General features: G+C 49.2%; 11 protein-coding genes and 1 other annotated feature. Of the genes, 2 read left to right on the top strand and 9 right to left on the bottom strand.

Translation table 11 applies throughout. The features are described from left to right. Positions 1 to 7: 7 nt before the first annotated feature. The 6 genes from leuB to ilvD form a co-directional block, all read right to left on the bottom strand. The gene (gene leuB / locus P9687_RS05580; protein ID WP_071452062.1) at positions 8 to 1108 is read right to left on the bottom strand and encodes a 3-isopropylmalate dehydrogenase; all 1101 of its coding nucleotides are present in this window, start codon (positions 1106 to 1108) and stop codon (positions 8 to 10) included. Between the two features lie 19 nt (positions 1109 to 1127). Then, complete coding sequence (locus P9687_RS05575) at positions 1128 to 2669, bottom strand: 2-isopropylmalate synthase (RefSeq protein WP_168985519.1); 1542 nt, start codon at positions 2667 to 2669, stop codon at positions 1128 to 1130. Next, entirely contained in the window at positions 2656 to 3684 is a 1029-nt protein-coding gene (gene ilvC, locus P9687_RS05570; RefSeq protein ID WP_328228477.1) for a ketol-acid reductoisomerase, read from the bottom strand. The genes P9687_RS05575 and ilvC overlap by 14 nt, the downstream gene beginning before the upstream one ends. Before the next feature lie 29 nt (positions 3685 to 3713). Then, positions 3714 to 4235 (bottom strand): acetolactate synthase small subunit, encoded by a 522-nt coding sequence (gene ilvN, locus P9687_RS05565; RefSeq protein WP_013860312.1) that lies wholly within the window; start codon positions 4233 to 4235, stop codon positions 3714 to 3716. Further along, positions 4232 to 5947, bottom strand: a complete 1716-nt coding sequence (gene ilvB, locus P9687_RS05560) for an acetolactate synthase large subunit (protein ID WP_017550960.1) — start codon at positions 5945 to 5947, stop codon at positions 4232 to 4234. Before ilvB ends, ilvN begins: the two co-directional genes overlap by 4 nt. Before the next feature lie 349 nt (positions 5948 to 6296). Next, a complete protein-coding gene (gene ilvD, locus P9687_RS05555) occupies positions 6297 to 7997 on the bottom strand; it encodes a dihydroxy-acid dehydratase (protein WP_017550961.1) in 1701 nt (566 codons plus the stop codon). A gap of 460 nt (positions 7998 to 8457) precedes the next feature. After that, positions 8458 to 8699 (top strand) — a binding site (T-box leader). A 59-nt stretch (positions 8700 to 8758) separates the two neighbouring features. Between ilvD and brnQ the strand changes: the two genes are divergently transcribed. Beyond that, positions 8759 to 10105, top strand: coding sequence for a branched-chain amino acid transport system II carrier protein (brnQ, locus tag P9687_RS05550; RefSeq protein ID WP_017550963.1), 1347 nt, complete (start codon positions 8759 to 8761; stop codon positions 10103 to 10105). Positions 10106 to 10325: 220 nt separating this feature from the next. Here brnQ and P9687_RS05545 read toward each other — a convergent pair whose 3' ends face one another. Beyond that, positions 10326 to 11183 carry an STAS domain-containing protein gene (locus P9687_RS05545; protein ID WP_168985520.1) on the bottom strand — a complete coding sequence of 286 codons (858 nt, stop codon included), beginning with the start codon at positions 11181 to 11183 and terminating at the stop codon, positions 10326 to 10328. A 488-nt stretch (positions 11184 to 11671) separates the two neighbouring features. Further along, positions 11672 to 12931, bottom strand: a complete 1260-nt coding sequence (locus P9687_RS05540) for a hypothetical protein (protein ID WP_168985521.1) — start codon at positions 12929 to 12931, stop codon at positions 11672 to 11674. 217 nt (positions 12932 to 13148) lie between these two features. On the opposite strand from P9687_RS05540, the gene P9687_RS05535 reads away from it, so the two are divergent. Further along, positions 13149 to 13352: a hypothetical protein gene (locus P9687_RS05535; RefSeq protein ID WP_026684372.1), complete on the top strand. Its 204-nt coding sequence runs from the start codon at positions 13149 to 13151 to the stop codon at positions 13350 to 13352. Here the strand turns inward: P9687_RS05535 and P9687_RS05530 are convergent. After that, positions 13347 to 13479: zinc ribbon domain-containing protein (locus P9687_RS05530; protein ID WP_327077008.1), on the bottom strand; the 133-nt coding region annotated here is incomplete at its 5' end. The genes P9687_RS05535 and P9687_RS05530 overlap by 6 nt on opposite strands.

Below are 13479 nucleotides of genomic sequence, written 5' to 3'. Positions count from 1 at the left end.
AATACGCTCATTGCAAAATGCGTGGACGGGCTTCACTGTTATTTAATTTTTCAATCAGTTTGTCTGTGAGCTCATTTGTGCTGACCACTTTTCCGTTTTTCACCTGCAAATCACCTGTACAATAACCGTCTTGCAGCACATCATCCACCGCTTTTTCAATCGCCGCCGCTTCTTTCTCAAGTCCGAACGAATAACGGAGCATCAAAGCCGCCGACAGCACTGTCCCGAGCGGATTGGCTTTTCCCTGCCCGGCGATATCCGGCGCTGAGCCGTGGACCGGTTCATACATGCCGAACCGGTCGGAACGGAGGCTTGCGGATGGAAGCATGCCGAGACTGCCGGTAATCACGGACGCTTCATCGCTTAAAATATCACCGAACATATTCTCAGTTACAATGACATCAAATTGGCCCGGATTTGCAATCAGCTGCATCGAGGTGGAGTCGACAAGCATATGGCTTACTTCCACATCCGGATACTTTTTCGCGGTTTCCTCCGCAATTTCGCGCCACATTCTGCTTGATTCCAGCACATTCGCCTTATCGACGGACGCCAGTTTTTTTCTTCTGATTTGCGCAAGCTGGAATGCTTTTTCAATAATTCTCTCAATCTCTTCCCTTGTATAAGCAAGCGTGTCTACCACTTCATTCCCGTCCGGCCCGCGCCTTTCACTCGGGCGCCCAAAATAGAGGCCACCCGTCAGTTCGCGGACGATAACAAGATCGACGTTTTCCACCCGTTCCCGTTTTAAAGGCGATGCATTTAAAAGCGGGGCATATGCTTTAACCGGGCGCAGGTTCGCAAACAGCCCCATTTCTTTCCGGATTCCGAGCAGGCCTTTTTCCGGGCGGAGGGAAGCCGGGTTATGATCCCATTTCGGCCCCCCTACTGCGCCAAGCAAAATGGCATCGCTCCTGCGGCAAATGTCAAGCGTTTCTTCCGGGAGGGGCGTCCCCGCGTCATCAATGGCGGCGCCCCCGATCAGCGCATTTTCAAAAACGGCTTCATGCCCGTCATTGTCCAATACGGTTTTTAAAACGCGGATCGCTGCATCCATCACTTCCGGCCCGATCCCATCACCGGGCAGTACGGCCAGTTTCATTTTCATTGTCGTTCCTCCCCGAAAATCACACCTGTACTTGTTTTCTCGATTGCTGTTCCATTGCGTGCGCCCTGTTGATTGCATTTAAAAATGATTTTGCGGAAGCTTCCAGTACGTCTTGGGCAGAACCGCGCCCGCCGCATTCAAACTCCCCGAATTTCACTTTGACATATGCATCCGCAAGCGCATCCTGGCCGGAACCGACTGACTGCAGTTTATAGTCTTTCAGCTCAATCGGGCCGTCAAACAGCTTGCTGATCGTATGGTAAATCGCCTCAACGCTCCCCGATCCGGTGCTGGCTTCTTCAACAAGCGTTCCTTCCGGTGTTTTGATTCTTACTGTGGCGGTCGGAATATTCAATGTGCCGTACTGCACCTGCACACTTTCCAGTTCATAATGGGCAGCATCTGCCGCATCGGTTTGCTTTTCGGCTAAAATGGCGAACAAATCGTCATCGGTCACTTCTTTTTTCTTATCCGTCAATGCTTTGAAAGCTTTAAACGCTTCGTTCAGTTTTTCCTGGCCAAGATCAAAGCCGAGCGCTGCTGCTCTTTCTTTAAAAGCGTGGCGGCCGGAATGTTTTCCGAGCACAAGCCGGTTGCTTGAGAATCCAACCAGTTCCGGCGTAATGATTTCATATGTCGAAGCCTCTTTTAACACGCCGTCCTGATGAATGCCGGCTTCATGGGCAAAAGCATTGGCGCCGACAACCGCTTTATTGCCTGGTACAACCATCCCGGTCAGTTTGCTGACCAATTGGCTTGTGCGTTTGATTTCATCCAATTTCAAGCGGGTTTTCTTCTTGTAATAATCCTGCCTGATGTGAAGGGCGACCGCCACTTCTTCGAGGGCAACATTGCCTGCCCGTTCGCCGATGCCGTTGATCGTCCCTTCCACTTGCTGGACTCCATGTTCAATGGCTGAAAGCGTATTGGCCGTCGCCATCCCGAGATCATCATGGCAATGGGCGGATAAAATGACTTTATCAATATTCGGGACGTGTTCCTGAATATAGTCATACAGTGCACCGTATTCTTTCGGCGTCGTATAGCCGACAGTGTCCGGCAGGTTGATGACATTTGCGCCGGCATGGATCACTTCTGTAATGATCCGGACGAGAAAGTCTTTATCCGACCTCGTCGCATCTTCTGCCGACCATTGCACCAGCGGGAATTTTTGCTTCGCATATTTCACGGCTTCAACAGCGATGGCTGCCACTTCATCCGGCGTTTTTCGCAATTTGTATTGCATATGAATCGGCGATGTGGCCAGAAAAATATGGATCCTTGGCTCGGCGGAATGTTTCAGTGCATCCCAGGCTGCATCAATGTCCTGTTTGTATGCCCTCGCCAGACCGGTAACGGAACTGTTTCGGACCGTTTTTGCGATTTTCTCAACCGCTTCAAAATCCCCTTTTGAAGATGCAGGAAACCCCGCCTCCATGATATCTACGCCAAATTTTTCCAGCTGTTTGGCAATTTCGACTTTTTCCACGGTGTTGAGGTTGACGCCTGCCGATTGTTCCCCGTCCCTTAACGTCGTGTCAAAAACATTAACCTTTTGCATTCACAGCCACTTCCTTTTGTTTAATCGGATTTTTGACAAAAGGCATTAAATCACGCAGTTCTTCTCCGACTTTTTCGAGCGGATGATTTTGCTCGCGTGTATTGATGGCATTGAACATTGGGCGGTTTGTCTGGTTTTCAAGCAGCCATCCTTTGGCAAATGTGCCGTTTTGGATATCTTTTAAAACCTCTTTCATGCGCTTTTTCGTATCTTCGTTCACAACGCGCGGGCCGGAGACGAAATCGCCCCATTGCGCCGTATCGGAGATGGAATAGCGCATATTTTTCAGACCTCCTTCATAGATCAAATCGACGATCAACTTCATCTCATGACACACTTCAAAATAAGCGAGTTCCGGCTGGTACCCTGCTTCCGTTAACGTTTCAAAACCGGCTTTGATTAAGGAGGTCAACCCGCCGCACAGGACAGCCTGCTCACCGAACAAATCCGTTTCGGTTTCTTCCTTAAAGGTTGTTTCCAAAACGCCGGCCCGGGCAGCCCCGATTCCTTTTGCATAAGCAAACGCCAGGTCTTTTGCTTCCCCCGTCACATCCTGGTGGACGGCAACAAGCGCAGGCACCCCGGCCCCTTCTTCAAATGTCCTTCTGACGAGATGCCCCGGGCCTTTTGGCGCAACCATAAAGACGTCAACATTTTCCGGCGGGACAATCTGGGTAAAATGGATGTTGAATCCGTGGGCAAATGCGATTGCATTGCCGGGTTCGAGCCCTGCTTCCACTTCTTCTTTGTATACTTTTGTTTGCTGCTCATCCGGCAGAAGCATCATGATGACATCCGCTTCTTTTGCGGCTTCCTTCACAGGCTTAACGGAAAATCCGTCCTGTTCCGCGCAGTTAAACGACCGGCCCGGCCTGACGCCGACAACTACGTCAAAACCGTTATCACGAAGGTTTTGTGCATGGGCATGGCCCTGGGAGCCATAGCCGACAACGGCGATTTTTTTCCCTCTCAATGCTTCTTCTTTGATGTCTTTTTCAAGATAAACTTTTGCCATTTTTCATTCTCTCCTTAAGTTCAAGATTTTTATTTTAATAGGGAATACGAGCTTAAATCGGTTACTTGTTTTTGCGAGCCGCGCAGAAATGCGGTCATCCCGGTACGGACCATTTCTTTAATGCCGTACGGTTTAAGCAGGTCAACGAGCGCCTCCACCTTGTCGCTGTCGCCGGTTACCTGGATGGTGACAGATTCCCTGCTGACATCTATGATGGAGGCACGGAACGGTTCGACAAGCCCGCCGATTTCGCTTCTCGTCTGCGGTGTGCTCAATACTTTAATCAAAGCAAGTTCCCGTGAGACGATGGCCTGGCCTGTGATGTCCTGGACTTTGATCACATCGATCAGCTTGTTCAGCTGTTTTGTCAGCTGCTCCGCCTGCCTGTCGTCTTCGACATTGACGACAATGGTCATGCGCGAGATGCCCTCCGTTTCGGTGCGGCCGACCGTAATGCTGTCAATATTGAACTGCCGCTTTGCGAGGACGCCGGTAATTTTGTTCAGCACCCCGCTCTGGTTTAAAACAGTGGCTACAACAATCCGCTTCATGGCTTCACCCCCATCATTTCATGCAGCCCCTTGCCCGGCGCGACCATCGGGAACACCGCTTCAAGCCTTTTCACGCGGCAGTCGACAACGGCAGGCCCTCCATCCTCGAAAACAGATTTCAGCACCTGTTCGAGTTCTTCGTTGTTCGTCGCGCGGCAGCCTCTGATGCCGTAGCTTTCCGCAAGTTTGACAAAATCGGGCTGGACCGGGATCGTCGAATAGGAATAGCGCTCTTCGTAGAAAGATTCCTGCCACTGCCGTACCATGCCGAGATACTGGTTATTCACAATGAATATCTTGAGCGGCAAATTTAATTCTTTTACAACGGCAAGTTCCTGTAATGTCATCTGGAAGCCGCCGTCGCCGCTGATCGAAACCACCAGTTGGTCCGGACATGCGATTTGCGCGCCGATTGCGGCCGGAAATCCGAATCCCATCGTGCCGAGCCCGCCGGATGTAATCCACTTGTGCGGCTTTTCAAACCCGTAATACTGTGCCGCCCACATCTGGTGCTGGCCGACATCCGTCGAAATGATCGCATCCCCGTTTGTGTAATGATGGATTCTTTGAATGACATGCTGCGGAGACAATTCCTCGCCGTCATCTTCGTACCAAAGCGGGAAATTTTCGGCGTATGCTTTTACATGGCGGACCCACTCATCCGTGCCGGCGTTTTGCAAATCTTCCGAACAAATCTTCTGCAAGGCTTCCTTTGCATCTGCCACGATCGGGATATCGGTTTTGACATTTTTGCCGATTTCAGCCGGGTCGATATCAATATGGACAACCATTGCATTCGGGGCAAAGTGGGCTAAGTTGCCTGTCAGGCGGTCATCGAACCGGGCCCCGATATTAATGAGCAGATCGCATTCGCAAATGGCCATGTTTGCCGCATACGTTCCATGCATGCCGCCCATGCCGAGAAAAAGCGGGTGGCGGAACGGAAAACTGCCAAGGCCGAGCAGCGTGTTTACGACCGGGATGCGGCACTTTTCCGCAAACTTGAGCAAAAAATCAGACGCCTTTGCATGGAGGATGCCGGCTCCTGCCAATATGACCGGTTTTGCGGAATAAGAGACAGCTTCCACAAGCTTTTTAATCTGGAGCGGATTCGGGCTTGTATTCGGCTGGTAACCGGGGAGATATACTTCCCGGTTTTCTCCCATTTCCACCGTGCCCTGCTGGATATCTTTCGGGATATCGACCACCACCGGTCCGGGCCGGCCGGATTTTGCAATATGAAAAGCTTCTTTGACGACCCGCGGCAAATCCCGCAAATCCCTTACCTGGTAATTGTGCTTGGTAATCGGGGCCGTCATGCCGATAACATCGGCTTCCTGGAACGCGTCCGAGCCGATGACGGAAGTGCCGACCTGGCCGGTAAAGACGACGAGCGGGAGCGAGTCCATCATCGCATCGGCAATCCCGGTGATCAGGTTGGTTGCCCCCGGGCCCGAAGTCGCAATGACGACACCTGGTTTTCCGCTAACGCGCGCGTAACCTTCTGCCGCGTGAATGGCCCCCTGCTCATGCCGGGCCAGGATATGCCTGACCGGCTGGTTGTATAGGGCATCGTAAATCGGTAAAACCGCACCCCCCGGATAGCCGAACATTACTTCGACTCCTTCCCGCACCAATAACTGGACAAGCGCCTCAGCACCCGTACATTCTGCTGTTTTCACATTGCCATCCATTCTTGCTTTCGCACACACGATTTAACCTCCTATTCTGATTTGCGCAGGCTCCTTGATTTATCCCAATAAAAAACGCCTTTCTCTCCTTGAAAACGGCAAAAGGAATAATCGTTTTTGCCGGTTTTGCAGGGATGAAAAGGCATCTTTTCATGGTACCACCCAACTTCACAGCGTTCTCACAAACGCCGCCTCATGCAGCATCGTTTACAAAATGCTGCTTTTGGTAACGGGTCCTCCGCTTCATGCGGCCGACCCGGCAAGTCCTAGTAGGCAGAACCGTTCAGACTTGCACTCAGAGGCGATGTCGTGACCGGGGTATTTACCGGGCTCCCAGCATCCCCGGCTCTCTAAAAAATACCTGATCCGATCACTTTGTCCCCGTCAACGTTTTTTGCGGTAATCCGATTTTTAAAACCCCGCCTGTATTCGCAGAAGTCACGAGTGCGGAATATCTTGCCAGGTAGCCGCTTGTGATTTTCGGCTCCGGCTGCACCCAATTTTGTTTTCTTCTTTGCAATTCTTCATTCGGAACATGGAGCTCAATCCTTCTGTTGATTAAATCAATCGTAATGCGGTCGCCGTTTTCAACAAGTGCGATCGGCCCGCCTTCCGCCGCTTCCGGTGAAATATGGCCGACGCAGATGCCGCGGGTTGCGCCGGAAAATCTGCCGTCCGTAATCAAGGCAACGGTTTTGCCAAGCCCCCGGCCCATAATGGAGGATGTTGGCGCGAGCATTTCCGGCATGCCCGGCCCGCCTTTTGGCCCTTCATAACGGATCACGACGACATGCCCTTCACGGACAAGGCCGCTGTCAATCCCTTTTTGAGCCTCTTCCTGGGACTCGAATACAATGGCCTCCCCGGTAAAGGTGTGAATATCCGGATCGACCGCTCCCACTTTGATCACGGCACCGTCCGGGGCAATGTTGCCATACAGGATGGACAAACCGCCGACCGGGCTGTAAGGATTTTCTTTCGGCCTGATCACTTCAGGATTGCGGATTTCCGCATTTTTCACATTTTCATAGATGCTTTTGCCGGTGATCGTCAGCCGGCCGGGGTGAATCGCCCCCTTAATCTTGCAAAGTTCATGGACAATTGCGCTGATTCCGCCTGCAAGGTGGACGTCGTGCATCGAGTAATCCGACGCCGGCATAATTTTTGCAAGATACGGGACTCTTTCCGCCACCTTGTTAATCCGTTCCAAATCGTAGTCAATTCCCGCTTCCCGGGCAATTGCCAGCGTATGCAGCACGGTATTGGTTGAACCGCCCATCGCCATATCAAGCGCGAAAGCATCATCAATCGCTTCTTCTGTGACAATATCGCGCGGCCGGATATCATTTTTGATACAGTTCATTAAATGACCAACGGCTTCCCGGATAATGCGGTGCCGTTCCTCCGACGTGGCAACGATGGTGGCGTTGCCGGGCGGCGTCAGGCCAAGCATTTCCATTAATGAATTCATCGAGTTTGCCGTAAACATGCCTGAACACGATCCGCATGTCGGGCAAGCGCTCGTTTCCAGCATTTTCAGCTCTTCATAACTGATTTTTCCGGATTTATGGGCACCGACGCCTTCAAATACCGATGTAAGGGACAACTGTTTTCCATCCGGCGCCATACCGGCTTCCATCGGCCCCCCGGAAACAAAGACCGCCGGCACATTTGTCCTCACGGCTGCCATCAGCATGCCAGGGGTGATCTTGTCACAGTTTGGAATGTAAAAGACCCCGTCAAACCAGTGGGCGTTGATGACCGTTTCGGCACTGTCGGCAATCAATTCGCGGCTCGGAAGCGAATACCGCATGCCGATATGCCCCATCGCAATGCCGTCATCCACCCCGATCGTATTAAATTCAAACGGGACACCGCCCGCTTCCCTGATCGCCTCTTTTACTACTTCCGCAAACTTATTGAGGTGTCTGTGCCCCGGGATAATATCAATATAGGAATTGCACACCCCGATGAAAGGCTTGTCGAAGTCTTCCGTTTTCAGCCCTGCTGCATATAAAAGGCTTCGGTGCGGGGCACGGTCGATCCCTTTTTTGATCATGTCACTTCGCATTCCATCACTCCCATTCTATTGCCTGCGGGGTATTTCTTATGCCCGGTGAAAATCCGGTTCTTTAAATATCCGCCCGAAAAAATTTTTTATATTCTTTAATTGTTGTCAATCATACGACTTTTGATTGCCGAGGTCAACCCTTTTCTGTCAACTTTTTTGACAATTTTGATTTGAAAATCTATTTGGAAACGCTTTCATTATTGATTTTATTGACTTTTCTTTTTTTCATTTTTTGAGTTGCTCAGGATGGACTCCTTTTTTTTGCTGGTTGTACTTGCTGCTCGGCCGTTCTTATTTTTAGATCACGCTTGTATTGGCCGGGTTTTGACTTATCCAAAAACGGCATCATTTTGCGGCTTCTGTCCATTTTGATCGCGGGCACGGGGTTGAAAATTTTCCGAAAGAGATGTTGACAGATGAAATGTTCAGTGATAATCTTATTTTCAAATAATATGAAAAACAAAAGTCGAGGACGGGAAGAGTAAGTTTGGATCTTGTTCCCCAGAGAGTTGGCATATTGCTGAAAGCCAATGTTCAAGGCCATTCCGAAGATCATCCCCGAGATGCAAAGCTGAAGTTTTTAGTAGGCTTTGACGGTGATTCCCCCGTTAAGAAAGGAACACGTATGTTGGTACGTTGAATGAGGTGCCGCACGTTTTTGTGCGGAATAAGGGTGGTAACGCGAGCAAACTCGTCCCTGTTTCAGGGGCGGGTTTTTTGTTTTTCTCTACATTATTGCATCGAAAGGAAGCGGACATAGGATGAAAAGAAACGAAGTATTGTTTATCGGCTTTATGTTGTTTTCCATGTTTTTCGGAGCCGGGAATTTAATTTTCCCTCCTTTTCTCGGCATTCAGTCAGGATCGTCTTACTGGCCAGCAATGGCAGGGTTTATCGTAACGGGAGTCGGGCTGCCGGTGCTCGTTATCGCCGCAGTTTCGTTTGTAGACGGCGGCATCCAGGCGATCGGGAACCGTGTCCATCCGGTCTTCAGTACGGTATTTACCGTGATTGTCTATTTATGTATCGGGCCGTTTTTGGCGATCCCGAGAAATGCAAACGTTGCTTATGAAATGGGGGTTAAACCGTTTCTTTCCGGGTCCGCCCACAGTTCGCCGGTCTCTTTATTGTTGTTCAGCATCGTCTTTTTCCTGCTCGTCTATTTGACCAGTCTAAATCCTGATAAAATGTCAAATACGCTCGGGCGCTGGATTACACCGGTATTATTGCTGGCAATGGCCGTCCTTTGCGCAGCCGGTTTCTTCAAACTCTCTGGCCGCCCGTTTACGGCGCCGCTAGCCGGATACCAGACCGGTTCTTTCTATAAAGGTTTTATTGACGGATACTCCACGATGGATGCGCTCGCCTCCCTGGCGTTTGGCATCGTCATTTTAACAGCGGTCAAACATCGCGGCATCGCTAACCGGAAACAAATGACGGCCTATACATTAAAAGCCGGGTTGATTGCCGGCGCGATTTTGGCACTCGTCTATGTCGCACTCGGATTGATCGGCGCAAAAATGGCTTCAAGCGGCACGTTCCAAAATGGCACCGATGTCCTGACGGCAGTGTCTTCCCTGCTATTCGGGCAGGCTGGAAAAATACTGCTTGGTTTTATCTTTATGCTGGCCTGTTTTACAACCGTCGTCGGCTTAACGACAGCGTGCGGACAATATTTTTCCAATCTGGTGCCGAAGTTCAGCTACCATGGTGTTGTCATTGCCGTTACCCTTACCGGCTTTACGCTGTCCAATCTCGGGCTCAATACCATTTTAAAATTTTCTGTCCCGTTTTTGGAAATGGCTTATCCGGTTACGATCATGCTCGTTGTCCTGACATTTTTCCACACGGCGTTCCGCGGCTCAAAGAAAGTATACGGCTTTGCATTGTTGTTTACAGGCGTGTTTGCTTTAATCGAAGGTCTGAAAGGATTCGGCGTTCCGCTTGGCTTTATCGGGGCATTCGCCCAAAAACTGCCGCTTGCCTCCGCCGGCCTTGAATGGGTAGTGCCAGCCCTGTGCGGAACTGCCATCGGGCTTTTATTCAGCCGGCTGGAACACCGCACAAAAGAAACGCGTGCCGTCCAAGCAAGGGAACAAAGCTTGTAGCAGCCCGGAAAAGCTTCGCGGGGTAGCCTGGTCTTGCCTTTCCCACGGAACGGACCATTAGGCGATGCATTTTCCCCCGGGCGGAATTTACGGGAAATTGCGGGCGCCCGGCGCAAAGCCCGTAACCGGATCCTAGACGCTTTAAGTTTTCAGCCGTAAAAAAAGGCCCCGCCGCCTGAAAAAGTGCGGGGCCTTTTTGATGGTTTCTACAATATCACTGTTAATACAGCTTGATTTCCCTGTTTAAATCATCATACTGAATATATTTTTTCAATGCCTGCTGTAATGTCCCTTTTGTCTCTGCTTTATTTTCAAAGGAAAGGCCACTTGTGACCATCTGCCTTACAATTTCCGGGCGCAAACCGGTAATGACCACTTTGCATCCCATCATCGAAGTGCCGTCTATCATCTTAAAAATATGGTCGACTACATCCATCTCTACTTCTGCAATGCCGGAGAAATCCATGATCAACGTTTGGATATGCAGCCGCCCCACCTCAAGCAAAACTTTTTCTTCCAAAATATTGGTGCGGAACATGTCAATAGAACCGATTAACGGCAAAATACAGACGCTCGATGTAATGGGAATGATCGGGACGGAGAGGTTTTCCACCAATCTTTTTTGCTGGTCGATCAGCTCATCTTTATAGGTAGAATACCGGATAAAAAAGTGATTTAAAAATTGGTCAATACGGTCATTGATTTTTTTCTCCATGTCAAAAAAGTAGTCCTGGTCTACTTCAATCCCTTTTTCTTCCCCGTACTTTCTAAGGAATACCCATAATGTCCGGCGGATCGCCTGCACCCACTCCAGTTTCAGTCCGAGCGTCAAAGAATGAGTTGCCCAGGCAATCCCTTCCTGGCGGGCAAAGGCGACCAATTCCTCATCCTGCTGCTCGACGACATACGTCACAATTTTAAAAGCGTTGTTCAACAAATCAATGTTCCCTATTCTTAAAATTTCATCAATTTTATCCTTAACATTTACAGCTTCATTTAATAACTTCTGTTCGAAGCTGTTTCTATTTTTTTTAAGGTATGCAATAATTTCTTCTTGTTCATTTACAATCGATCTCATTTCTCCACACCTCATCTATTATGATAAAAGGATGGCTGTTGAAGCGGCGGCCGCCCGCGTTTTTTGCGGCCTGTCCGAAGCGCAGCCAGGACAGGGAAAAATGGCCCCGCCTCTAAAAGAATACCATTCTTATACCCCATACACCAATAATTAAACATGATGCTATAAAAATAAACTGAAATTCTTGCATCTTGCCTAGGCATCAATTGGGATAAATTTTTGCAGCAGGCAACAGAGTGACAATCTCATGAATAAGGGACCATTTACCCGGGTCTTTGGACCTGAAAAAAGTGGATGTGTACAACCAACCCTTACCATGTATTTTCATCCACCTTCAAACAAAAGTGCCCGTGGACAAATTAGCACTGGCTGATTCGCATTTGTTGCGGCATGGGCGGCTATGCGCAATAAGGGTTTCCTATGGCGTTCCCCATTCGGCCAAGTTTTCCCTTTCCAACCGGCAAAAAAGCCGCTTAATTCAAAGCGGCTTAAATGGCTGTTTTCCTTTTTTCTCTTGAAACCAGTTGTGCGGTTATTTTTTTCCACGCTGCTTTTGTATCCTGAAAATCACGGTAATGCTGTCTGACGTTGCGGTGGTACTGCTCGAATTCCTCCAGTACATTCATAAAGTCATCCCGTCCGAAGTAGCGGCAAACTTTCGGAAGCGTCTCTTTCAGCCGGGCACGCACTTCCGCCATTTTTTCTTCATAGTTTTCCCTGTCGGTGATATACACATAAAGCGGCTTGTACCGGATCCAGCCGACACATGCTTTGTAAAAACGCTCCACGACCTGTTTCGTATCCGCTTTAATATAGCTTAAATTGGTCGGCAGCACCCCGAGCAGCAAATGCTGGTAAGCGCCGAATCCGTCATGGAAAGTATAGGCCGGCACGCGCAGCACGGTCCGGTCTGCCAGGCATGTGCCTAAGAAAGTATCCTCGCCCCGTGCATTCGGCGGATTGTAAAACGGCAGCACACGGTCCGGATCTGTTAAATTCAGCGTCAAATTCGATCCTGAAATAAATTTTGCACGGTTGATCTCCGGCACTTCTTCCGCTTCATCCTTTACAAGCACACCTGTATCGGCATATGTCACCCCGCCGTTTTTCATCACGGTTTTGATCGTATCCCAATTGACAATATCGTTGCTCAAGGCCTCAATGAGCGTGCGGAAATCTTTTTCTTGCAGGACGTCATTGAAAGAAATGAACGGAATCGGGGAAATGTAGCCGCAATGGTATCCGTTCGTAATATCGGCATTCCGGATATGTTCCAAATGCTTCCGGAGCACTTGCTGGCCCCCCCAGACAGCCGTTTGCCTGCTTTTTGTCACGGCAACCGGATACTCGTCATCATCAAGAAAAATGAGATAATCGATGCCTCTTTTCAACGCCTCATAAACGATGATATTGCGTTTGGACGCGTATCCTTCGTCGAACAAAAGGACTGCTTCTTTTCTGCTCATGCCCATTTGGGATACGAGTTCTTCGGTTGCTTTACGCGTCTCCTTCTCCCCGATGAAATAAGCCCGGTCAATATCTTCCATGCATTCCGTTTCAATATGTACAAAGTCTTCAGGCTCTGCATTTTCGTAGTGCAAATCATAGGCAACAAACAAATGCAGCTTGATCCTGTCGCTCTCCGTCAGTTCGGATTCCTTCAAGTTATACATATACGTTTTTAAAACGTTTTTAAAACTTTTTCTTCCTGTTGCAAATCCGATGCCCACATTGATTTCCTTTGCCATTTTCTTCCCTCTCCTTTTGCATTTCTATTTCCTTATACCCTGTTTGGATGTGAACCGAAACATGGCATAATTTCGCCGGCTTGCGGGTAAACTTCGATTATGTTGCGTGCAATGTTTGAATGAAGATGAAAAAGTGTAAGAAGATAAAAAAAGGATGTGCCCTGTTTTTTCCGGAAGCAGCCGGGGAAAACGGGCACATGAAAAAAGGAGCAGAGCAATGGCTGGGCAAATTCCTAATGAAAAAACGATTGATGATACCATTGATTTGATGAAAGAAGGGTATCTCTACAGTGAACTACCCACCACTTATCAACCTTACGGTTTGATTGAAGTGGGGGCTTCTCGACTTATCGTTGCTTTTACTAGCCAACGAAAACTGACCGAGCTAACCCTCTTGTTCCAAGAGTTTTGTTACTTATGATAACGCTAATAAGCGTAATCCCTCATTTTTGATATTGATTGCTGAATTGTGATCGCGATCTAATACAAAGCCGCAAGAACATTTATATACACGTTCAGATAATGGCATTTCTTTTTCCTTGCCGCAA

This window comes from Weizmannia sp. CD-2023 (assembly GCF_036225245.1).
GTDB classification, from domain to species: Bacteria; Bacillota; Bacilli; order Bacillales; family Bacillaceae_C; genus Weizmannia; species Weizmannia faecalis.
The sequence above is the reverse complement of the archived record's forward strand: the minus strand, read 5'-3'. Positions and strand labels throughout refer to the sequence as shown.

Bases quoted from the DNA above. Each gene is read 5' to 3' on its own strand.
- P9687_RS05540 (WP_168985521.1), bottom strand. From the start codon at position 12,931: ATGGCAAAGGAAATCAATGTGGGCATCGGATTTGCAACAGGAAGAAAA.
- P9687_RS05575 (WP_168985519.1), bottom strand. From the start codon at position 2,669: ATGCAAAAGGTTAATGTTTTTGACACGACGTTAAGGGACGGGGAACAA.
- P9687_RS05535 (WP_026684372.1), top strand. From the start codon at position 13,149: ATGGCTGGGCAAATTCCTAATGAAAAAACGATTGATGATACCATTGAT.
- ilvN (WP_013860312.1), bottom strand. From the start codon at position 4,235: ATGAAGCGGATTGTTGTAGCCACTGTTTTAAACCAGAGCGGGGTGCTG.
- brnQ (WP_017550963.1), top strand. From the start codon at position 8,759: ATGAAAAGAAACGAAGTATTGTTTATCGGCTTTATGTTGTTTTCCATG.
- leuB (WP_071452062.1), bottom strand. From the start codon at position 1,108: ATGAAAATGAAACTGGCCGTACTGCCCGGTGATGGGATCGGGCCGGAA.
- ilvC (WP_328228477.1), bottom strand. From the start codon at position 3,684: ATGGCAAAAGTTTATCTTGAAAAAGACATCAAAGAAGAAGCATTGAGA.
- ilvD (WP_017550961.1), bottom strand. From the start codon at position 7,997: ATGCGAAGTGACATGATCAAAAAAGGGATCGACCGTGCCCCGCACCGA.
- P9687_RS05545 (WP_168985520.1), bottom strand. From the start codon at position 11,183: ATGAGATCGATTGTAAATGAACAAGAAGAAATTATTGCATACCTTAAA.